The sequence below is a fragment of the Micromonospora hortensis genome, assembly GCF_022230935.1.
GTDB lineage: Bacteria > Actinomycetota > Actinomycetes > Mycobacteriales > Micromonosporaceae > Micromonospora > Micromonospora hortensis.
In genome coordinates this window covers 131,027-150,225 of sequence record NZ_JAKKFE010000026.1, presented here as the reverse complement: position 1 = coordinate 150,225, position 19,199 = coordinate 131,027, and the positions used below count along the sequence as shown (strand labels likewise).

26 protein-coding genes are annotated in these 19,199 nt (G+C 71.3%); 20 read left to right on the top strand and 6 right to left on the bottom strand.

Annotated elements, in window-relative coordinates:
• Nucleotides 1–65 precede the first annotated feature (65 nt).
• Both NIE111_RS19110 and NIE111_RS19105 read left to right on the top strand, forming a co-directional pair.
• Nucleotides 66–1,343 (top strand): hemolysin family protein, encoded by a 1,278-nt coding sequence (locus tag NIE111_RS19110; protein WP_238685681.1) that lies wholly within the window; start codon nucleotides 66–68, stop codon nucleotides 1,341–1,343.
• 100 nt (nucleotides 1,344–1,443) lie between these two features.
• On the top strand, nucleotides 1,444–1,629 hold the full coding sequence (locus NIE111_RS19105) for a hypothetical protein (protein ID WP_036410487.1): 186 nt from the start codon (nucleotides 1,444–1,446) through the stop codon (nucleotides 1,627–1,629).
• Between the two features lie 5 nt (nucleotides 1,630–1,634).
• Here the strand turns inward: NIE111_RS19105 and NIE111_RS19100 are convergent, their stop codons facing one another.
• Entirely contained in the window at nucleotides 1,635–2,285 is a 651-nt protein-coding gene (locus tag NIE111_RS19100; protein WP_238685680.1) for a hypothetical protein, read from the bottom strand.
• 134 nt (nucleotides 2,286–2,419) lie between these two features.
• Between NIE111_RS19100 and NIE111_RS19095 the strand changes: the two genes are divergently transcribed.
• Complete coding sequence (locus NIE111_RS19095; RefSeq protein ID WP_238685679.1) at nucleotides 2,420–2,623, top strand: hypothetical protein; 204 nt, start codon at nucleotides 2,420–2,422, stop codon at nucleotides 2,621–2,623.
• Between the two features lie 8 nt (nucleotides 2,624–2,631).
• Here NIE111_RS19095 and NIE111_RS19090 read toward each other — a convergent pair whose 3' ends face one another.
• The 3 genes from NIE111_RS19090 to NIE111_RS19080 all read right to left on the bottom strand — a co-directional run bounded on the left by NIE111_RS19090 (nucleotide 2,632) and on the right by NIE111_RS19080 (nucleotide 4,298).
• Complete coding sequence (locus tag NIE111_RS19090) at nucleotides 2,632–3,108, bottom strand: hypothetical protein (RefSeq protein ID WP_238685678.1); 477 nt, start codon at nucleotides 3,106–3,108, stop codon at nucleotides 2,632–2,634.
• A complete protein-coding gene (locus NIE111_RS19085) occupies nucleotides 3,105–3,317 on the bottom strand; it encodes a phosphatidylethanolamine-binding protein (protein ID WP_088948250.1) in 213 nt (70 codons plus the stop codon). Before NIE111_RS19085 ends, NIE111_RS19090 begins: the two co-directional genes overlap by 4 nt.
• Before the next feature lie 99 nt (nucleotides 3,318–3,416).
• A complete protein-coding gene (locus tag NIE111_RS19080; RefSeq protein ID WP_238685677.1) occupies nucleotides 3,417–4,298 on the bottom strand; it encodes a universal stress protein in 882 nt (293 codons plus the stop codon).
• A 112-nt stretch (nucleotides 4,299–4,410) separates the two neighbouring features.
• On the opposite strand from NIE111_RS19080, the gene NIE111_RS19075 reads away from it, so the two are divergent.
• The 16 genes from NIE111_RS19075 to NIE111_RS19000 all read left to right on the top strand — a co-directional run bounded on the left by NIE111_RS19075 (nucleotide 4,411) and on the right by NIE111_RS19000 (nucleotide 17,022).
• Entirely contained in the window at nucleotides 4,411–5,157 is a 747-nt protein-coding gene (locus NIE111_RS19075; protein ID WP_238685676.1) for an SAM-dependent methyltransferase, read from the top strand.
• 72 nt (nucleotides 5,158–5,229) lie between these two features.
• Nucleotides 5,230–6,402, top strand: a complete 1,173-nt coding sequence (locus NIE111_RS19070) for a PP2C family protein-serine/threonine phosphatase (RefSeq protein ID WP_238685675.1) — start codon at nucleotides 5,230–5,232, stop codon at nucleotides 6,400–6,402.
• A gap of 56 nt (nucleotides 6,403–6,458) precedes the next feature.
• A complete protein-coding gene (locus tag NIE111_RS19065; RefSeq protein ID WP_238685674.1) occupies nucleotides 6,459–6,920 on the top strand; it encodes a MarR family winged helix-turn-helix transcriptional regulator in 462 nt (153 codons plus the stop codon).
• Between the two features lie 294 nt (nucleotides 6,921–7,214).
• The gene (clsA, locus tag NIE111_RS19060) at nucleotides 7,215–7,847 is read left to right on the top strand and encodes a cardiolipin synthase ClsA (RefSeq protein WP_238685673.1); all 633 of its coding nucleotides are present in this window, start codon (nucleotides 7,215–7,217) and stop codon (nucleotides 7,845–7,847) included.
• The gene (locus NIE111_RS19055; RefSeq protein ID WP_238685672.1) at nucleotides 7,844–8,788 is read left to right on the top strand and encodes a DUF881 domain-containing protein; all 945 of its coding nucleotides are present in this window, start codon (nucleotides 7,844–7,846) and stop codon (nucleotides 8,786–8,788) included. Before clsA ends, NIE111_RS19055 begins: the two co-directional genes overlap by 4 nt.
• Nucleotides 8,785–9,117, top strand: a complete 333-nt coding sequence (locus tag NIE111_RS19050; RefSeq protein ID WP_030327710.1) for a small basic family protein — start codon at nucleotides 8,785–8,787, stop codon at nucleotides 9,115–9,117. Before NIE111_RS19055 ends, NIE111_RS19050 begins: the two co-directional genes overlap by 4 nt.
• 11 nt (nucleotides 9,118–9,128) lie before the next feature.
• A complete protein-coding gene (locus NIE111_RS19045; RefSeq protein WP_238685671.1) occupies nucleotides 9,129–10,148 on the top strand; it encodes a DUF881 domain-containing protein in 1,020 nt (339 codons plus the stop codon).
• Between the two features lie 60 nt (nucleotides 10,149–10,208).
• The gene (gene gcvH, locus NIE111_RS19040) at nucleotides 10,209–10,589 is read left to right on the top strand and encodes a glycine cleavage system protein GcvH (RefSeq protein WP_091397961.1); all 381 of its coding nucleotides are present in this window, start codon (nucleotides 10,209–10,211) and stop codon (nucleotides 10,587–10,589) included.
• A 214-nt stretch (nucleotides 10,590–10,803) separates the two neighbouring features.
• Entirely contained in the window at nucleotides 10,804–11,256 is a 453-nt protein-coding gene (odhI, locus tag NIE111_RS19035; RefSeq protein ID WP_007071101.1) for an oxoglutarate dehydrogenase inhibitor Odhl, read from the top strand.
• 50 nt (nucleotides 11,257–11,306) lie between these two features.
• Entirely contained in the window at nucleotides 11,307–12,008 is a 702-nt protein-coding gene (ftsR, locus tag NIE111_RS19030) for a transcriptional regulator FtsR (protein ID WP_203121165.1), read from the top strand.
• A gap of 185 nt (nucleotides 12,009–12,193) precedes the next feature.
• Nucleotides 12,194–12,658 carry a bifunctional nuclease family protein gene (locus NIE111_RS19025; RefSeq protein ID WP_030327706.1) on the top strand — a complete coding sequence of 155 codons (465 nt, stop codon included), beginning with the start codon at nucleotides 12,194–12,196 and terminating at the stop codon, nucleotides 12,656–12,658.
• Nucleotides 12,659–12,817: 159 nt separating this feature from the next.
• Entirely contained in the window at nucleotides 12,818–13,414 is a 597-nt protein-coding gene (locus tag NIE111_RS19020) for a MerR family transcriptional regulator (protein ID WP_238685670.1), read from the top strand.
• Nucleotides 13,415–13,673: 259 nt separating this feature from the next.
• Nucleotides 13,674–14,072 carry a group I truncated hemoglobin gene (locus tag NIE111_RS19015; protein ID WP_238685669.1) on the top strand — a complete coding sequence of 133 codons (399 nt, stop codon included), beginning with the start codon at nucleotides 13,674–13,676 and terminating at the stop codon, nucleotides 14,070–14,072.
• Between the two features lie 2 nt (nucleotides 14,073–14,074).
• A complete protein-coding gene (locus NIE111_RS19010; RefSeq protein ID WP_238685668.1) occupies nucleotides 14,075–15,256 on the top strand; it encodes a globin domain-containing protein in 1,182 nt (393 codons plus the stop codon).
• Nucleotides 15,253–15,948, top strand: coding sequence for a DivIVA domain-containing protein (locus tag NIE111_RS32080; RefSeq protein WP_266302525.1), 696 nt, complete (start codon nucleotides 15,253–15,255; stop codon nucleotides 15,946–15,948). The genes NIE111_RS19010 and NIE111_RS32080 overlap by 4 nt, the downstream gene beginning before the upstream one ends.
• 114 nt (nucleotides 15,949–16,062) lie before the next feature.
• Nucleotides 16,063–17,022: an SAM-dependent methyltransferase gene (locus tag NIE111_RS19000; RefSeq protein WP_238685667.1), complete on the top strand. Its 960-nt coding sequence runs from the start codon at nucleotides 16,063–16,065 to the stop codon at nucleotides 17,020–17,022.
• Between the two features lie 25 nt (nucleotides 17,023–17,047).
• Here the strand turns inward: NIE111_RS19000 and NIE111_RS18995 are convergent, their stop codons facing one another.
• Nucleotides 17,048–17,326 (bottom strand): DUF1905 domain-containing protein, encoded by a 279-nt coding sequence (locus NIE111_RS18995; protein ID WP_112587027.1) that lies wholly within the window; start codon nucleotides 17,324–17,326, stop codon nucleotides 17,048–17,050.
• Nucleotides 17,327–17,354: 28 nt separating this feature from the next.
• The gene (locus tag NIE111_RS18990) at nucleotides 17,355–18,011 is read right to left on the bottom strand and encodes an SDR family oxidoreductase (RefSeq protein WP_238685666.1); all 657 of its coding nucleotides are present in this window, start codon (nucleotides 18,009–18,011) and stop codon (nucleotides 17,355–17,357) included.
• A 118-nt stretch (nucleotides 18,012–18,129) separates the two neighbouring features.
• Here NIE111_RS18990 and NIE111_RS18985 point away from each other — a divergent pair, with 118 nt between their 5' ends.
• Nucleotides 18,130–19,197, top strand: a complete 1,068-nt coding sequence (locus NIE111_RS18985; protein ID WP_238685967.1) for a MerR family transcriptional regulator — start codon at nucleotides 18,130–18,132, stop codon at nucleotides 19,195–19,197.
• Nucleotides 19,198–19,199 lie beyond the last annotated feature (2 nt).

Sequence of the window (19,199 nt, the reverse complement as noted above, 5' to 3'; positions counted from 1 at the left end):
CAAACCGGGCCCGCGCCGCGCCCCGCTGCGGTTGAGTGACCTCAGGCGGCGGACGGGGGTACGCGATGGGCGGTCAGCTCGGGCAGTTGGCGTTGGTGGCCGTGCTGGTGCTGGTCAACGCCGCGCTCTCCGGCAGCGAGATGGCGCTGGTGACCCTGCGGGAGGGGCAGTTGAGGCGGCTGGGTCGGCGCAGCCGCGCCGGCGACCGGTTGGTGCAGCTCTCCCGGGACCCGAACCGTTACCTGGCCACCATTCAGCTCGGCATCACCCTGGCGGGGTTCCTGGCCTCGGCGGCGGCCGCGGTGTCGTTGGCCTCTCCGCTGGTCGGGCCGTTGGGTTTCCTCGGCGGGGCGGCGCGTCCCGCCGCGGTGCTGCTGGTGACAGTGCTCCTGACGTTCGTCACGCTGGTGCTCGGGGAGTTGGCCCCGAAACGGCTGGCCATGCAGCGGGCCGAGCGTTGGGCGCTACTGAGCGCCGGCCCGCTGGATCTGCTGGCTCGGGTGTCCCGGCCGGCGGTGTGGCTGCTCAGTCGGGCCACCGACACTGTCGTGCGACTCGCAGGTGGTGACCCGCGGGCCAACCGGGAGGAGATGACCGAGGAGGAGCTGCGGGAGATGCTGGCCAGCCAGCGCGGCCTGTCGGCCCAGCAGCGGGAGATCCTGACCGGCGCCTTCGACATCGCCGGCCGGACGCTGCGGGAGATCCTGGTGGCCCGGCGGGAGGTGACGACGCTGCCGGCCGCTCTGGCCGCCGATGAGGGGGTCCGACAGCTCGCCGCTGCCGGGCGGTCCCGCGCTCCCGTCACCGGGCCCGGCGGCCTGGACGAGGTGCTCGGGGTGGTGCACATCCGCGACCTGGTGCGGGCCGGCACCACCCCGGTGGGTGAGCGGGTCCGGGCGCCGCTGCTGCTGCCGGTGACCCTGCCGGTCGCCGACGCGATGCGTCAGCTGCGCCAGGAGCATCAGCAACTGGCCCTGGTGGTTGACGAGCACGGGGGCATCGACGGCATGGTCACCATGGAGGATCTGCTGGCCGAGGTGGTCGGCGAGTTGTACGACGAGACCGACCGGGACGTGCGCGGGGTCGTACGGGAACCGGACGGGTCGCTGCTGGTGCCCGGTGACTTCCCGCTGCACGACCTGCCCGACCTGGGGGTACGGCTGAGCTTTCCGTTGTCCCGGGACTACACGACGGTGGCTGGTCTGGTGCTGGCCCGACTGCGGCACCTGCCCGATGCCCCTGGTGAGACGGTGCGCCTGCCCGGGCTGACACTGCAGGTGGTGGAGGTCGCCGACCGGGCGGTGCGCCGGGTGCGGCTCTGCGGGTTCGTCACCGAGCGTTGAGCGGTCACCCAGAAGGCTGGCTGCCGAGCGGTCACCCAGAAGGCTGACAAAAGACCTAAATCGACGAAGCGGGGAACGCGATACGCCTACGGTGCCAGACGTGAAGGACCGAGGGTTGCGTACGTTCGTCACGGTGCTGGCCGGCCTCGCGGTGATCTACTTCGGCAGCGCCGGCCGCAGTCCCGAGGAGGGCCGTGGCATCTCCGGCGGGGTGGTGGTCTTGGCGTTGCTCGCCGCTCTGCTGGTGTGGCACCTGACCCGTCCGGGGGACAAGACGGTCAAGTGAGCGCCTCAGCGGGCGGCGACGCGGGTGACCTCACCGGCGGACTCCTCGCCCAGCGCCACCCGCACCAGCGCTGACGCGAGCCGGCCGAAGTCCGGTTCGTCGACGAGACCGGCAAGCCCATCCGGGGACCCCGGCAGACCCAGCCGCTTCGCCCCGGCCAAGGTCCGACGGTCGGCGTACGGGCGCACGTCCGACCAGACCGCTTGTGCCTCGCGCAGGTAGATGTCCGCGCCGGTGGGGCCGATGCCGGGAAACTCGGTGAGCCGTCGCCGCAGCCCGGCCGGGTCGCCCTGCGCCTCCCGGTGCAGGCGTCGCAGGTCACCGTGCCAGCGGTCCAGGCACAGTCGGGCGCCGGTGCCGAGCATGGTGGCGGTCCGCTCGTCGTAGCGGCGGTAGTGGCCCCGGCCCAGCGCGTCGACGCGCTCCTGCCAACTGGCCGCCTCCATGGCCTGTGGGGTGCGGTAGCCGGCGGCGAACAGCTCTCGCGCGGCGTCCACCGCTATGCACGCGCGGATCCGGGTGCTCAGCAGCGTGGTCAGCACCAGCAGCTGATACAGCGGTCCCGGCCGGTCGGCGAGCCGGATGCCGGCTTCCTCCGCGTACGTGCGGCCACGCCGGTCGAGCAGCACCCGCACCACACGTCGGTCATTGCCCACCCCGTCGGGTTACCCACTTGAGGACCCGCTAGCCGTCGTGCCGCTGACCGTGGCCGGAATGCCGTCGGGGCGGGCGGGTATGCCGAGGCGTGGAGGCGGTCGATGCCGCCCCCGTACCCGGAAGGGAGACACCCGTGGTCAATCCGCAGCAGGAAGAGTTCCGCCGCAACGCCAAGGGCGCCACCAGCCAGGACAGCAAGGGGCCCACGCCGACTGGACACCCGCTCAACAGTGGGTCCTCGCGCGGGGACGCCGGTCGACCGGTGCCCAAGGGGCAGGTGTCGCCGTACGGCCCGGCCGGTGAGCCGGTGGCCGAGGACGACAGCGACACCCGCTGACCGTTGGGTTAGCGACCGCGGACTGGCGGCCGCCGCAACCTGTTCCAGGTGGCGGCGGCCGCCAGTCCGTACGCGAGGTGCGGGATGATGTCGGAGATCCAGTCGGAGCGCCTCCACGTACGCGGGTCGCTGATCCCGAGCGCTGTGATCGACCCGTCGGTCATGGTCATCACGCCCGCGCCGAGCAGGCCGGTGGCCACCGGCAACGGCTGACGTCGTCCACCGGCGTAGAGCGCGAACCCGACTCCCGCGGCGACGCCCAGGCCGTAACCGATCAGCGGCCCGAGGCCCGAGCGGCGGTTGGCCGCCCGGCCGTCGGACCCAAGGCTGACGTGCGCGATCCCGGCCAGCCGGTCGACGGTCTCCTGGGGGACGTCGCTCTCCGGACGTCCCCGTAGCGCCATGTCGAGAAAGCTGACCACGTTCAACGCGGTACTGCCGACGGCGCCAGCGATGGCGCCGTCGGCCACGTCGACAGTCCTCACTTCGGGTCGCCCGGTTCGCGCTCGCTCTTCGGGCCGTACGTCCGCTCACCGCGCACCACGCCCCGTTGACCGCGATCCTCCTGGAGGATCCGGTTCGCGACCTGGTTGGCCTTGCCGTCGGGTACTCGGCGCCCGGAGTCGTCGATCGCGTTGCGCAACCGCGCGCGCTGCTTGTCGTACGCGTTACTGCCCGGCCGTGGTCCTGGCATCTGTGCCTCCTTCGTCGGTCTGGGCACCTGGTGCTGCCCACCGTCCGCTGGGCGTACCGCGGCCGTCTACCCGTCTGGCGGCGGACCAACCCCGGCACGCTACTGGGGAGCGCGGACGACGACCACCGGGCACTGCGCGTGGTGCAGCATCGACTGGCTCACCGACCCCAGCAGCAACCCGGTCACCTCGCCGCGCCCGCGCCCACCAACGACCGCCAGTTGGGCGGAGCGGGACGCCTCGGCGAGCACAGTGCCGGGTCGGCCATGCACCACCTGGCAGGTCAACCGCAGACCCCGGTGGTCGTCGGTGAGCCTGGTCAGCCACCCGCCGAGCATCCGCTCCTGTTCGCCGCGCAGCGTCGCCTCGTCGTACACCAGGGGTTGCATGTCGCCCGGGCCGCTGCTGCCGGGGTGTCGGTAGGCGTGCACCGCCACCAGCGGCACGCCGAGCGACACGGCGGTCTCGGCGGCGAAGTCCGCCGCCCGCCGGGAGGCGTCCGAGCCGTCCACCGCGACCAGGACCGGCTCGTCAGGTCGTCGCGTTCCCCGCGCGACCAGCACCGGGCAGTCGGCGTACCCGGCGACCTGCACCGCGACCGAGCCGACCAGCAGCGCGGAGAACCCACCCAGCCCGCGATCGCCGAGCACTATGAGCGCGGCCGTGGGGGACTCGCCCACCAGCACCGCGGCTGCCTCACCGTCGATGATCTCGCCGGAGATCGACAACCCGGGCACCGTCGCCTCGGCCTCGCCCACCGCGGCCTCGACGAGTTCCTCGGCCCGGTGGCGCAGCCCACCGCCGGGCGGCGCGTCCGGGGCGGGGGAGACCGGTACGTGCAGCAGCGGCCAGATGAAGCCGTGCACGACCCGCAGCGGTCGGTGCCGGCGCGCCGCCTCGGCGGCGGCGAGGCGCACGGCGCGCAGCGCCGACTCCGAACCGTCGACGCCGACCACCACCGCCGCGTTGTTCGCCGAGTTCACCGCCCACCTCCGCTCGCGGCCAGTATCGCGGTCCAGGACGCCCTCGCGCCGCGATACCGCTGAGCGCGTCCCGGTCGGTACGCTGGCGACGACCGGGGAGGGAGCGCCGCCGATGGGTGAACCAGACCAGCCGAGCACCGCTCGCATGATCGACTTTTGGCTCGGCGGGCACCATCACTTCCCCGTGGACGTGGCCGCCGCGAGCGCGTTCGAGCAGGCGTACGGGCCGTGCGCGCCGGTGTTCCGTGAGCTGCGGGCGTTCCTGGGCCGGGCGGTGCGGGCGATGGCCGCCCACGGCGTGGACGGGTTCCTGGTGTTCGGCGCCGGGGTGCCGACGATGGGCAACGTGCACGAGGTCGCCACCGACGCGACTGTGCTCTACACCGACGTCGACCCGGTCACCATCCGACTGGGTCAGGGCATCCTCGCCGGCAGCGACCGGGCCGGCTACGGCTTCGGCGACGCGACCGACATCGGCACCATCGACCCGGCGCAGCTGCACCGCTTCGTGCCGGGCTGGGGTCGGCGGCCGGTCGGGGTGGTCTTCCTGGGGTTGGCCGCGTTCCTCGACGACGCCACACTGATCCACACCCTCGACGAGCTGTACACCGCCGCGGCGCCGGGCAGCCTGCTCGCTGTGGACTTCGACACCGAGGAACTCGCCGGCCACCCGCAGGCGCTGGCCATGATGGGTCCGCAGTTCCGGATGCGTCCACCGGCGGCGTTCGCGCCCCTGCTGGGTCGGTGGGCGCCGACGGCGGACGGGATCGTCCCGGTCGCCGAGTGGCGGCCGGACGGCCCGCCGGCACGGGTGCCCGACGCGTTCCATGGTGTGCTCGCTACCCGCGCGGCTGACTGACCGCGCCGATCATCCGTCCGGGGGCGTCCGTATGATGCTTGCCCTATAGCAAGCTTCTGGGGAGGACGACGAATGGTAGACGCGCCGGACGTGGTGTCGCGCGCGTTGCGCGAGGCTCCGCCGGACCAGTTGGCGGAGGCGGCGGACCGGGCGATCCGGTCCGCGATGGGCGCGCTGCGCACCGACGTCTTCGTCGCCGACTACCGGATCAGCGGCCTCTGGCCGGTGCTGGACCCGGACCTGCCGGCGGGCGGCTTCCTGGCCTGCCACACCATGGCGCAGCGTTGCTTCAGCAGCCAGCAACCGGTCCGCGACGGTGAAGGCCCCTGCCGGCTCTACCTGCCCTTGACGGTGTGGGGGGAACGGCTGGGTGTGCTGCTGATCGAGCTTCCGACCGCACCGAACGCGACGGTCACCGGTCGGGCGACGGACATCGCCGGCACCCTGGCCGTGGCGATGCGCGCGGCGGACCGGGAGACCGACCGTTACCGGCGGGCCCGCCGTCGGGAGCGACTGACGATGGCCGCCGAGATGCAGTGGGACCTGCTGCCCGGTCGTGGTGTGTCCCACCACGCGTTCGATCTGGCCGGCCAGCTCGAACCGGCGTACACCGTCGGCGGCGACCACTTCGACTGGTCGTTGGACGGCGAACGTCTCACCGTGACAGTGCTCAACGGCGAGGGCAGTGGGCTGGCGGCGTCCCTGTTGACCGCCGTCACCGTCAACGCGATGCGCAACGCGCGTCGCTCCGGTGGCGGTCTGGTGGAGCAGGCCGAGCTGGCCTCGGACACGGTCTTCTACCAACACCGGGGCGCCCGGTACGTGGCCACCCTGCTGCTGGAGGTGGACACCAGCCTCGGCATGGTGCGGGCGGTCGACGCGGGCTCTCCCCATCTGTTGCGGATGCGCGGGTCCACTGTCGAGCCGATGAAGCTGGATCAGCAGCTGCCGCTGGGCATGTTCGCCGAGACCCGCTACGAGCTTCAGGAGGTGCAACTCGCCCCGGGTGACCGGCTCTTCGTGGTCAGTGACGGGGTGTGGGCCGCCGAGCCGCCGGGTCAGGAGCCGTACGGGCAGCGGATGATGGCTCGGTCCATGCGCGCCACGCGCCTGCAGCCGCCGGCCGAGGCGGTTGGTACGGTGATGCGCGAACTGCACGCCTATCACGCGGATTCCGATCTGCACGACGACGCCGTCGTGGTCTGTCTGGACTGGCACGGTCCGCGCGAACGGGGCACGGGGTGAGGTTTGCCGCCGCGTTGCCGGGCGGGCACCAGCGCGACGACGGCAGGGGACATCAGGTGGAGCGACCTGCGGATCTCGCCGCGGCGATCGACGCGGCCGCCGGGACGCTGATCGCCGTGCTGGAGTCGGCCGCGTCGCGGCATCAGGTGCCGCCCACCCAGCTGAGGGTGCTCACGCTGATCTGCGGTCGTCCGGAGACGAACGTCAACGGGTTGGCGGAGCTACTGGACGTGGGGCCCTCGTCGGCGAGCCGCCTGTGTGACCGGTTGGAGGCGACCGGGCTGTTGCGTCGGGTGGCCGATCCGCGTGACCGGCGTGAGGTGCGGTTGGTGCCGACCGCCGCGGCGCTGACCCTGTTGGGGGAGTTGGCCGAGCGGCGGCAGCGCGCGGTGCAGGCGGTGTTGGACCGAATGCCGGCGCGGAAGCAGCACGAGCTGTTGTTGGCGCTGGCCGGGTTCGCTCGGGCGGCGACCTCGGCGCCCGAGCAGCACATCGATCCCGCGGTCCAGACGGCCTGAGCGTCGCCCCCTCTTCCACCAGTATCCTAGGACGCTTTACGCGTGGTGATCCACGCCACAGTGCGGCACAGCCGCGCCGACAGCCCGCAGCGGCGCCCGGCCACGGAGAGGGAGCCCGATATAGTGGCAGCGCACCTACCCGGCCCGCGATCATCGAGATCGCGGGCCGCATCAGGGGAGGGGGCCCCGCCCGGGGCCGCAGGGGAGAGCCGGCGCTGGTCGGCCCGACAGCGCGTACGACCCTCAGCCGCGCCCGCCGCCGGCCGGGGGCCCGCGTGCCGTGGAGGAGGATCGGTGTCGCGTCGGCAGGCTCGGGCAGAGCAACCGCGGGACACCGGTGACGAGACTCCCGGCAACCAGGTGCTCACCCTGCCCAACCTGATCAGCTTCGGCCGGCTGCTGGGCGTGCCGCTCTTCCTCTACCTGTTCCTGGTGGCGCGGGCCGACGTGGCGGCGGTCGTGGTGCTGGCCATCGGCGGCACCACCGACTGGGTCGATGGCTGGATCGCCCGCCGCCTGCACCAGGTCAGCCGCCTGGGCGAGCTGCTCGACCCGCTCGCCGACCGGCTCTACATCCTCGCCACCCTGGTCGCCTTCACCGCGCGGGAGGTGGTGCCGTGGCAGTTCACCGCGGCGCTGCTGGCCCGTGAGGTCCTCCTGCTGGCCTCGCTGGCGGTGCTGCGTCGCTACGGGTACGGGCCGCCGCCGGTGCACTACGTGGGCAAGACCGCCACGTTCCTGCTGCTCGCGGCGTTCCCGGTGCTGTTGTTGGCGAGCGCGGCGAGCGACGTGGCGACGGCGGCGAGCGCCATCGGTTGGGCGTTGGCCTGGTGGGGGCTGGTGCTGTACTGGGTGGCCGGCGGGATGTACGTCGTGCAGGCGGCTCGGCTGGTGCGCGCGGCGCGGGGCCCGGGAGCGGCGGCGTGAGCGCGCCTCGGCTGGGAAAGCCCGGCCAGGACCGGGTGTACGCGCCGGATTTCCTCACCGAGCTGTTTCGCAACCCGCTGGATCCGGGGTACGCGGATGCGGCTGCCGCCCGTCGACGCTCGGTGGGGTCGGCTCCGGCGCGCGGGTGGCGGGCCTTGCCGGCCCGGTCGGTGAGCCTGGTCGTGGTGGTGATGCTCGGTTTCCTGTTCGCTGTCGCGTACCGGCAGACGATGGCGGACGAGCCGGGGCGGAGCCAGGCCCGTTCGGGTCTGGTGGCGCAGATCAAGGAGCGGGAGAGCCAGACCGATCGGTTGTCCACGCAGGCGGACCAGCTGCGCGAGGAGGTCAGTCGGCAGCGGGACGCGGCGTTGAGCGGGTCGGCCGCCGCCCGGTTGCGCAACCTGGAGGCGAGCACCGGGCTGGGTCGGGTGCGCGGTGATGGTGTGGTGGTGCGGTTGGCGGATGCGCCGGACAAGGCGGATGCGGTCACCGGTGCCGGCGCTGGGCCGCCGCGGGTGCTCTACAGCGACCTGCAGGGTGTGGCGAACGCGTTGTGGAGTGCTGGCGCGGAGGCGATCGCCATCAACGGGCAGCGGTTGACGTCGACGTCGACGATCCGGTCGGCGGGTGAGGCGATGCTGGTGGATTTCCGGCCGGTGACCGGACCGTACGAGGTGTCGGCGATCGGGCCGGGTTCGATGCGGCGCAAGTTCGAGGACAGCCGCAACGCGGCGCTGATGCGGAAGGTCGCGCAGGGGACGGGGTTGTCGTTCGGTGTGCGGGAGGCGGATGACCTCACCCTGCCGGCGGCGCCGGAGCCGCAGCTACGCTACGCCAAGCCGTCGGTCAGTCCGAGCCCTTCCGCGTCGGGTGTCCGTTCCGGCAGTCCCGGGTCGTCCGGTCCGGGGACGACTGTGAGCCCCTCCGGAGGTGGCCGATGATCGCGGTGTTGGCGTTGCTCGCCGGTGTGGTGCTGGGCGTGTGGCTTGATCCCACGGTGCCGGCGGCGTTGCAGCCGTACCTGCCGATCGCGGTGGTGGCCGCGTTGGACGCGGTGTTCGGTGGGGTGCGGGCGCGGTTGGACCGCATCTTCGACGACAAGCAGTTCGTGGTGTCGTTCATTTCCAACGTGCTGGTGGCTGGTCTGATCGTGTATCTGGGTGACCAGTTGGGGGTGGGTGGGCAGTTGTCCACGGGTGTGGTCGTTGTGTTGGGTGTGCGTATCTTCGGCAACGTGGCGGCGATCCGTCGGCACCTGTTCCGGGCGTAGGTTGGGTTGCGATGAGTGACGAGCAGACCGACACGGGGACCGGGTGGCCGCAGCCGGCGGGTCCGGTGCGGCCGGGTGGGCCGGCGGGTGAGCCGGATCCGCGGCCGGATGCGCCGGATCCGGATGAGTTGAGTCCGTTGGCGCCGCAGGGGCCGGCGCAGCCGTCGGATGACGAGCCGGCGGCCGAGCCGGTGGCGGCGCCGGGTGTGGAGCCGGTCGACGATGGTGCGACGGTGGACCTGAACGCGGTGTCGCGGTCGGGGGAGCGGCCGGTCGCGGGTTCTGACGGGTTGGCGGAGCCGGTGCAGGAGTCGGCGGCGCCGGTGGTGGCTGGTCGGTCCCGGTGGAGTGCGGCCGGGGTGATGATCGCCGCGCTGTTGGCGTTGCTGGGGTTCACGTTGGTCGTGCAGTTGAAGACGACGTCGACGGATCCGACGCTGGGGGCGACCCGGCAGGAGGACCTGGTCCGGATCCTGTCGGATCTGGATGCGCGGGAGAACCGCCTGCAGCAGGACATCCGGGCTCTGGAGGACAGTCAGCGGCAGTTGCGTTCGGGTGAGCAGGGTCGTCAGGCGGCGTTGGACGAGGCGACGCGGCGGGCGGACGAGTTGGGCATCCTGGCGGGGACGTTGCCGGCGGTGGGTCCCGGGTTGACTGTGCAGTTCGAGGCGGGTGTGGAGGCGATCTCGGCGAACCGGGTGTTGGACGCGGTGCAGGAGCTGCGTGGTGCGGGCGCCGAGGCGATGCAGATTTCCGGTGGGGATCGGGCGACGGTGCGGATCATCGCGTCGACGTACTTCCTCGATGACAACGGGTCGTTGATGGTGGAGGGGCGTCGGTTGTCGGGGCCGTACACGATCACGGTGATCGGTGATCCGGCGACGATGCGTACGGCGTTGAACATTCCTGGTGGGGTGGTGGCGTCGGTCCGGGGTGCCGGCGGTAACGTGACGTTTGGGGAGCGTGAGGTTGCCGAGGTTTCGGCGCTGCACGTGCCGATCAAGTTGGAACACGCCCGTCCGGTCTCCTGACCGGCGCGGCCGCGCCGGACCCGGGTGGTCCGGGGCACCGATGGATGAAGGACGCGTCTGGTGATTCCCGAGGATCTGCGATACACCGCTGAGCATGAGTGGGTGGCGGGTGACGGCACGGCTTCGGTCCGGGTCGGCATCACCCACTTCGCGCAGGACGCGCTCGGTGACATCGTGTACGTGCAGTTGCCCGAGGCGGGTGCGGTGGTCGCGGCCGGTGACTCGTTGGGTGAGATCGAGTCGACCAAGAGTGTGTCGGAGATCTACGCGCCGGTGGCCGGTACGGTGGCGGCGCGCAACGACGCGTTGGCTGACACTCCTGAGCTGATCAATACTGATCCGTACGGTGAGGGTTGGTTGGTGGAGATCACGCCGAATGATCCGACTGCGACTGATGGGTTGCTGACGGCGGCCGCGTATCAGAAGATCACCGAAGGCTGAGTGTGCTTGATCCGGTGCGTGGGATGTCTGCGCGCGTCCGGTTGCCCTGCATTTCGGCGCTGGCTAGGCTCGCCCAGTCGACCGAGAACCCAATAGTTGAGCGTTGCGGAATTGCCTTCCCGGGCACGGGGAGCCAGCCGCCGGGTGTTCAAGTGCCCGGCGGCCAGACCCGCCATTACCCGACGCCGACCGAACAGATCCGTGAGGTGGTCCCATGACGCGGCCAGACGACGAGTTCCCCCCACTCGACGTCACTTCGACGCTCAATCTCGGTTCGCTCGACGAAGTGCTGGAGGGGCCGGATACCGATGTGGTGCCGAGCCGGATGTCCGGTTCGTTGCCGCCGGGTATGGCGCTGCTGGTGGTTCGTCGAGGTCCGAATGCGGGTGCCCGGTTCTTGTTGGACCACGATGTGACGACCAGTGGCCGGCACCCGGACAGTGACATCTTCCTGGATGACGTGACGGTGTCGCGTCGGCATGCGGAGTTCCACCGTGATGGTGGGACGTTCACGGTGCGGGACGTGGGCAGCCTGAATGGCACGTACGTCAATCGTGAGCGGGTTGAGGCGGCCACGTTGAGCAATGGTGACGAGGTCCAGATCGGTAAGTTCCGGGTGGTGTTCATCGCCGGTCCGCGCCCGGAGGAGGAGGCCGGCCGGGGGTGAACGAGCCTGCGGCCTCCATGTCACCCGGGGCGGCTCGGTCTGAGCCGCTGATGAGCATCGGTGAGGTGCTTGGGCAGTTGCGGGTGGATTTTCCGGATACCACGATTTCGAAGCTGCGGTTTCTTGAGGCCGAGGGTTTGGTCGAGCCGCAGCGGACGGCGGCGGGTTACCGGAAGTACAGCTGGGACGATGTGGCGCGGTTGCGGTTCGTGTTGACCGCGCAGCGGGACAAGTACCTGCCGTTGCGGGTGATCCGGGAGCAGTTGGCCCAGTGGGATTCGTCCGGTGAGCAGCCGGGGCGGTCGCGGCCGGCGTTGGTGGCGGTTGGTCCCGATGGTGCGGTGCCGGGTCGTGAGTTGGCGGAGCCGGCCGAGTCGTCGCAGGTGCGGCTCGGCCGGGCGGATCTGGTGGCGCGCAGTGGGGTTGACGAGTCGACGTTGGTGGAGTTGGAGCGGCTCGGTGTGCTGGTGTCGGATCCGCCGGGTTGGTATGACGCGGATGCTCTGATCATCGCGTCGGCGGTGGCGGGGTTGGCGGCGTACGGGTTGGAGCCGCGGCACCTGCGGGGTTATCGGACGGCGGCGGACCGGGAGGTCGGTTTGTTCGCGCAGTTGGTGGCCCCGTTGGCGCGGCAGAGTGATCCGGCGGCGCGGGCGCGGGCGGCGGAGACGGCGCGGGAGTTGGTGGCGTTGTCGGAGCAGTTGCACGCGGCGTTGGTGCGGGTGGGGCTGCGGTCGACGTTGGGTCGGTGAGGGTGCCCGGTGGGTGGCGGCTGAGCGGAAAGATCTCTTCCGGGAAGCGTGCCGTAGGCTTGCCGGGGTAACCCCTTTTCGGCGCGGGCGTGGTGCTGTAGCGCATGGGACGGCCGTGTTGCGGTCCGTGTACCGTGCAGGGAAGGGCGCGGTGCGGCGTAGGTGACAACGACACGGAGGCGGCGGTGCGCGAGCTGAGCGTGGTCGGAGTTCGGGTGGAGCTGCCCAGCAACCAGCCGATCGTCCTGCTCAGGGAGGTCGAGGGGGACCGGTATCTGCCGATCTGGATCGGCGCGGTCGAGGCGACGGCTATCGCTTATGAGCAGCAGGGGGTCAAGCCGGCCCGGCCGTTGACGCATGATCTTCTGCGGGATGTGTTGGCGGCGTTGAAGGCGCCCTTGCAGGCGGTGGAGATCACCGAGCTGAAGGAGAACGTCTTCTACGCGGATCTGTTGATCGGTGATGGGGTGCGGGTGTCGGCGCGGCCGAGCGATTCGATCGCGTTGGCGTTGCGGGTTGGTGCGCCGATTCGTTGTGCGGAGCAGGTCCTCAGCGAGGCGGGGATCGTTATCCCTGATGAGCAGGAGGACGAGGTGGAGAAGTTCCGCGAGTTCCTGGAGCAGGTGCGTCCGGAGGATTTCGCGGGCTGAGGTGTGCCTGGGCTCGGTTGGTGATCTTTCTCGGTGGCTGCGCGGCGTGTCGCGTCGGTTCCTCCGTGGTAACCCCTGACGGTGGCGATAGGGTTTCCATGTCGAGGGGTGCGCGTCCCGGAAACGATGCGTCGCCACACTGACGGGGAGGTTGTCCGGATGCACGAGCCGCGGGATTCCGATCCGGGTGCAGAGTTCGACGAGTCGGGTGCCTCGTCGCCAGGTGTGGCGGCTGAGGGTGACGGTTCGGTTGGCTACCGGGGTGTGACGGCCTGCCACGCGGTGGGCATCAGTTACCGGCAGTTGGATTACTGGGCGCGGACGACGCTTGTGGTGCCGAGCGTTCGTGACGCTTCGGGTTCGGGGACGCAGCGGTTGTATTCGTTCCGGGACCTGGTGGTGTTGAAGGTCGTGAAGCGGTTGTTGGATGCGGGGGTGTCCCTGCAGAACATCCGTAAGGCGATCGAGGCGTTGCGGTCGCGTGGTGTGGAGGATCTGGCGGGGATCACCTTGATCTCGGATGGGACGACGGTGTACGAGTGCCGGTCTCCGGAGGAGGTGGTCGACCTGTTGCAGGGTGGCCAGGGGGTCTTCGGGATCGCGATCGGTGGGGCTTTCAAGGAGATCCAGGGGTCGTTGTCGCATCTGCCGGCGGAGCCGGCGACGAGTGGCCCGGTGGAGCCGTCGGTGGTGTCGGGCCCGGATCCGGTGGGTGACGAGTTGGCGGCGCGGCGAGCGCGTCGGCGCGCCGGCTGACGGTTCGGTCTTTCGGTTTTTTTCCGGTTGTTTTCTCGCGACCGTCGGTGACGGTGGCGGGGGTCTGTCGGCCGTGTCGGTCCATTGTGGATACCGTGGGTGTCGTGTCGGTGGCCCATTGTGGAGATACCCATCGGTAGCGGTGACGCACCGTGTCGGCGTGTTGTCGGGAATCCGATAAGGGGGCGCTGACCGGGGGCGGTTGACACGCTATGGTCCCTCACGGTTCTGGACCCTTCACCCCCCGGAAGGAACGACCGTGACGGTTACGGAAGAGACTGCTCCCGCCTCGCACTACGACCGCATTGGCGGTGCCAGTTCGGTCAAGGCGGCGGTTGAGCTGTTCTATGACAAGGTGCTCGCGGACCCGGAGTTGGCGGGCTATTTCGCCGGCGTGGACATGGCGGGTCAGCGGCGGCATCTGGCGTTGATGTTGACGGTGGTGCTGGGTGGCCCGAACGAGTACACGGGTCGTGGGTTGGCCGAGGCGCACCAGCCGTTGAACATCACTGTGGGGCACTTCGCGAAGGTGGGCGAGCACCTGACGGTGACGCTGACCGAGCTGGGGGTGCCGGCGGACATCATCGCCGAGGTGCAGACAGTGTTGGGGCAGGTGCAGGACCAGGTGGTGGCTGCCGGGAACAGGTCGGGCGTCTGAGCGTGGACGCGGCTCGCCTCAAGCAGAGCTGGTCGGTGGTCGCCGGTCACGGCGACCAGGTGCCGCTCTACTTCTACTCGACGTTGTTCCTCGCCCATCCCGAGACGCGGCAGATGTTCCCCACGAACATGGCTGGTCAGCGGGACCGCCTCGTGACCGCGTTGGGTCACATCGTGTCCAACGTGGACCAGGTGGATCGGCTGGTGGGTTTCCTGCAGGATCTCGGCGCGGATCACCGCAAGTTCGCGGTCCGCGCGGAGCACTATCCGGCGGTCGGTGAGGCGCTGGTGGCGACGTTGCAGCATTTCCTCGCCGAGCAGTGGACCGACGAGTTGGCTGCGGACTGGACGGCCGCGTACGGGTTGGTCGCCCAGGTGATGATGGAGGCCGCGCAGGCCGCTGAGTCGGTCAATCCGCCGTGGTGGGTGGCGGAGATCGTGGCGCATGAGCGGCGGGCGTTCGACGTGGCGGTGGTGACGGTGCGTCCGCAGTATCTGTTGCCGTTCACGCCGGGTCAGTCGATCGGGGTGTCGCACCCGTCGGTGCGGTCGTGGCGGTACTACTCGCCGGCGAACGCGCCGCGGGCGGACGGCACGTTGGAGTTGCATGTGCGGGCCGCGCCGGGTGGCGCGGTGTCGTCGCGGCTGGTGTACGGGTCGGCGGTGGGGGATCGGATCCACCTGGCGGCGCCGGTGGGGGACCGGTTGGGGTTGTGGTCGGCGGGCTCCAGTGACCTGTTGCTGGTGGTGTCGGGTACCGGCTGGGCGCCGGTGAAGGCGTTGGTGGAGCAGGTGGCCGCGGAGGGTTCTCGTCGGCGGGTGGACCTGTACGTGGGGGCCCGGTCCCGTAGCGAGTTCTACGACAGCGATGCGATCGACAAGTTGGCGTCGTCGTGTCCGTGGTTGACGGTGACGTACGTGGTCGGTGCCGACGTGCACCGGCCGGGGGAGTTCGTGCAGGCGGTGGACCGGGCGTTGGCCGACGGTGACTGGCGGTCCCGGCACGTGTTCGTGTGTGGGTCGGACGAGATGGTGTCGCACGCGGTGCGGACGTTGGTGCAGGCGGGTTACCACGAGGGTCAGGTGCACCACGAGGGCCTGGGCGCGCAGTGGTACGGCCCGGCGTGGCGGACGGCGGTGCAGCAGTCGGCTGCGGGTGACACCTCGGGAGGTGGGCACAGGTGAGTGCGACGCCGATCAGTCGGTATGACGGGATGCAGGTTTCCGGCGGTGTGCAGGTGCGGATGACCGCCGATCGGGTTCGGCGGTGGGAGTTCGGTGCGGCGTCGTTCGCGCGGCGTGGTTACGACAACGCTGACGTGGACCGGTTCCGGGTGCAGGTTGCTGACGAGTTGGACCTGTTGGCGACGCAGATCGCGACGTTGCGGGCGGAGAACGAGCGGCTGACCGACCGGGTGGAGTTGCACCGGCACGGGGTGATTCCGAGTACGGGGGCGGCGGCGAAGGTCCCGGCGGCGCGGGAGGTGAATCTGCTGTCGGCGGCGCAGCGGGAGGCCGAGCAGATCATCGCGCAGGCCCATGACTATGCGCGTCGGGTCGCCGAGTACGCCCGGGTGCAGTACGAGAGTTACCTGCACGCGGCGGAGGCGGAGGCGAAACAGGAGGCGGAGCGGGCGGTGGCGGAGTACCGCAGCGCGGCGGGGTCGAGCTTCGACGACACGGTGGCGACCCGGGAGGCGTTGCGGATCTTCGGCGAGATGATGGTGTCGCACATGCAGGCGGCGGCGCGGCATCTCGACGACGGCAGTGAGCAGTTGGCGCGCACGATGGATCGGATCGCGGCGGAGACGCCGGGGGCGCCGTTCGTGGGTGGCGTGGTGGGTCAGTCGGCGTTGCCTCGGCATCAGCAGCGCTGAGTCGCCGGGTGGGGTGCGCTGACGTGGACCCCACCCGGCGCGTTGGCGGCGGTGGCATAGTCGAAGGGGTCAGGCGGGGCTGACCCGTGGCCCGCCCCTGGGAGAGGCGCCGTCGTGTCGGTATCACCGTCCCCATCCGGCGGGTCAGCGGATCCGCTGGCCGCGTTGGAGGCGTCGGCGTGGGCGCTGGCGGCCGCGGTCGGCACCATGAGTGACGCCCTGTCGGCTCCGCTGTCCGAGGTCCTCGCGGCGTCGCCGCATCGCAGCGCGGTGCTGGAGGCCGCCGGTCTGTTGTCCTGGGACGGCGGGACGCCGGTCGCGCATCCGTCGCTGGTGCCTGCCGACGGGCCGACGGGGCGCAGCGCGGTGCAGGCGCGGTTGAGTTCGCTGCGGCAGGCGGTCGCCGCGGCGGCGCAGGAGCCCTCCGGTGGGGGTGGGGTCGGCTGGGCGCAGGTGGACGACGAGGTGTTGTTGCATCAGGGTCGGGCGTCGGCGGCGACCGGTCGGGCGTTGGCGACCCGGGTGGTGCCCGAGTTGGCGGGGCTGGCGGAGCGCTTGGACGCGGCGGACGCCCGGGTGCTGGACGTGGGCACTGGTGTGGCGGGGTTGGCTGTCGCCCTGGCCCGCGCGTTGCCCCGGGTGTCGGTGGTGGGTATCGACGTCCTGCAACGCGCGTTGGACCTCGCGGTCGGGGAGTTGGCCGAGGCCCGCGATGTCGCGGATCGGATCACGCTGCGCCTTCAGGACGTCGCGGAGGTGGCCGAGCCGGGCGGGTACGACCTGGTCTGGGTGCCGGCGCCGTTTCTTCCCCAGCAGACGTTGGCGCTCGCGCTGCCCCGGTTGGTGCAGGCGCTGCGACCTGGTGGTTGGCTGGTGGCTGGCACCAATCCGCCGGCGGGGGATCCGTTGCGGGCGGCCGTCGACCGGTGGAACGCCGTGCGCAACGGCGGCAACGCCTTCGACGCCGACCGGATGGCGGAGGTGCTGGCGGGGGCCGGGTTGGGTGACGTTCGGCGTTTTCCGACAGTCCCGGGCGGGCCGGTGTTGGTGGCCGCGCACCGCCCGGGCGGTTGAGGGCGACCGGCGGTGCGGCGGGTGGTCAGCTGAGCCGTTGTTCGAGGTGGAAGGTGACCTCGGTGCCGGCGGCGCTCTTACCGATGGTCTTGCACAGGGCGGCGCGGATGGGCAGCCAGTGAGGGCCGGCGCCGGAGGGCATGAGGGTGGCGTTGAACGGGTGCCCGTCGATGGTGCCGGTGACCTTGACGGCGCGTCGGGTGCCGAGCAGGTCCGCGGAGTCGGGCACTGTCACGTAGGTGGCGAACGCGCCGTCTTTCTCGATGGGTGCGGTGAAGCGGTAGTCCAGTGGTTGCGGGTCCATGGGTTCTCTCCTCGGCGCGGCGGGTCGGTCAGCGGGCGGCGGCGCGGATGGCCTCGGCGATCGGGGTGGGCCCGTCGACGAGCTCCAGTGTCGCGCCGGTGGTGCGCGGCTCGTCGAGCAGCGCGGCGAGGACGTGGGCGACGTCGGTGCGGCTGATCGCGCCACTGCCGCCGTGGGGGGTGAGGGTGACCCGCCCGGTGGGTGGGTCGTCGGTGAGCCGGCCGGGTCGCAGCACCGTCCAGGCCAGGTCGCGGCCGCGCAGGTCGTCCTCGGCGGCGCGTTTGGCGCGCAGGTACGCCGCCCACACGTCGTCGGTGCCGGGGGCGGGTGGTGTGTCCACGCCCATGGAAGAGACGAGCAGGTAGCGGTGGACGCCGGCGCGGGTGGCGGCGTCGGCGAGCAGCGCGGCGGCGGCCCGGTCGACGCTGTCCTTGCGGGCGGCGCCGCTGCCGGGGCCGGCGCCCGCGGCGAAGACCACCGCGTCGGCGCCGTGCAGGTGTTCGGCCACCTGTTCTGGCGGGGTGTGTTCCAGGTCGCAGACGACGGGGGTGGCGCCGGCGGCGCGCAGCGTCGCGGTCTGCTCGGGGTTGCGGATGAGGCCGACGGCGGTGTCGCCGCGCCCGACGAGGTGGCGTTGCAACAGTAGGGCGATCTTGCCGTGGCCTCCGGCGATGACGACGCGCATGCGCCCAACCTACCGGCGCCGTGGGTGCGGGCGGCGTCACCGGCTTGACCTTGACCTTCGGGTAACCCTGAGCCTGGTGGGTGCCGGTCGCCGTGACCGGCGCGAGGAGGAGGTCGACGTGGGGCTGATGACCATCGGGGCGTTCGCCCGGGCGGCGAGGCTGACGCCGAAGGCGTTGCGCCTGTACGACCAGGTGGGGCTGCTGGTGCCGGCCGCTGTCGATCCGGAGTCCGGTTACCGGCTGTACGACCCGGTTCAGCTGCCGGTGGCGCGGCTGGTCGCCCAGTTGCGTCGGCTCGGTATGCCGCTGGCGACGATCCGGGTCGTGTGCGGCCTGGAGCCGGCGGCGGCGGCTGAGGCGGTCACCGCGTACTGGCGGCAGGTCAGCGCCGACACCGCGGCCCGCGCCCGGCTCGCCACCCTCCTCGTGGACCACCTGTCTGAAGGGGGCGCCACCATGTCTGACCCGAATCCCACAGTTGTCGTCCGCTGCGCCGCCGGTGGGGACACCGGCCTGGTGCGCGACAGCAACGAGGACACCGCGTACGCCGACGAGCGGTTGCTCGCCGTGGCCGACGGTATGCGGGGGCCCGGCGGCGCGGCCGCCAGCGCCGCCGCCGTTGACGCCCTGAAGCCGTTGGCGTTCGCCGACGTGCCGGCGGCCGACCTGCTGACGATGTTGGCGGGCGCGGTGAGCGACGCCGACCGCGCCGTGCACGCGTTGGCCACCGACACCGACCAGCCGGTCACCACGTTGACCGCGCTGCTGCTCAGCGGGTCCCGGCTGGCGTTGGTGCACGTCGGCGACACCCGGGCCTACCTGCTGCGCGGCGGTGAGCTGTCGCTGCTCACGCAGGACCACACGTGGGTGCAGGCCCAGGTCGATCAGGGCCGGCTCGACCGGGACCAGGCCGCGACGCATCCGCAGCGCGCGGTGCTGGTGCGTGCCCTCGGTGGCGGCCGGCAGGTCGAGGCGGACCTGGCGCTGCGGACCGCGTTGCCGGGTGACCGGTACCTGTTGTGCTCCGACGGGCTGTCCGCGGTCGTCGGCCGGGCCGAGTTGGGGTCGGCGTTGGCCGTGACGGACGATCCCGGGGACACGGTGCGGGCGCTGATCGATCTGGCGCGGGCCGAGGGCGCGCCGGACAACATCGCCTGCGTCGTCGCCGACGTCGTCGCGGTATAACC

What these genes read in the sequence shown, in the direction of transcription:
- NIE111_RS18990 (WP_238685666.1), bottom strand. Translation starts at nt 18,011, where the DNA reads ATGCGCGTCGTCATCGCCGGAGGCCACGGCAAGATCGCCCTACTGTTG.
- NIE111_RS18995 (WP_112587027.1), bottom strand. Translation starts at nt 17,326, where the DNA reads ATGGACCCGCAACCACTGGACTACCGCTTCACCGCACCCATCGAGAAA.
- NIE111_RS19085 (WP_088948250.1), bottom strand. Translation starts at nt 3,317, where the DNA reads ATGCCAGGACCACGGCCGGGCAGTAACGCGTACGACAAGCAGCGCGCG.
- odhI (WP_007071101.1), top strand. Translation starts at nt 10,804, where the DNA reads ATGACGCGGCCAGACGACGAGTTCCCCCCACTCGACGTCACTTCGACG.
- NIE111_RS19075 (WP_238685676.1), top strand. Translation starts at nt 4,411, where the DNA reads ATGGGTGAACCAGACCAGCCGAGCACCGCTCGCATGATCGACTTTTGG.
- NIE111_RS19070 (WP_238685675.1), top strand. Translation starts at nt 5,230, where the DNA reads ATGGTAGACGCGCCGGACGTGGTGTCGCGCGCGTTGCGCGAGGCTCCG.
- NIE111_RS19020 (WP_238685670.1), top strand. Translation starts at nt 12,818, where the DNA reads ATGCACGAGCCGCGGGATTCCGATCCGGGTGCAGAGTTCGACGAGTCG.
- NIE111_RS19045 (WP_238685671.1), top strand. Translation starts at nt 9,129, where the DNA reads ATGAGTGACGAGCAGACCGACACGGGGACCGGGTGGCCGCAGCCGGCG.
- NIE111_RS19110 (WP_238685681.1), top strand. Translation starts at nt 66, where the DNA reads ATGGGCGGTCAGCTCGGGCAGTTGGCGTTGGTGGCCGTGCTGGTGCTG.
- ftsR (WP_203121165.1), top strand. Translation starts at nt 11,307, where the DNA reads ATGAGCATCGGTGAGGTGCTTGGGCAGTTGCGGGTGGATTTTCCGGAT.
- NIE111_RS19050 (WP_030327710.1), top strand. Translation starts at nt 8,785, where the DNA reads ATGATCGCGGTGTTGGCGTTGCTCGCCGGTGTGGTGCTGGGCGTGTGG.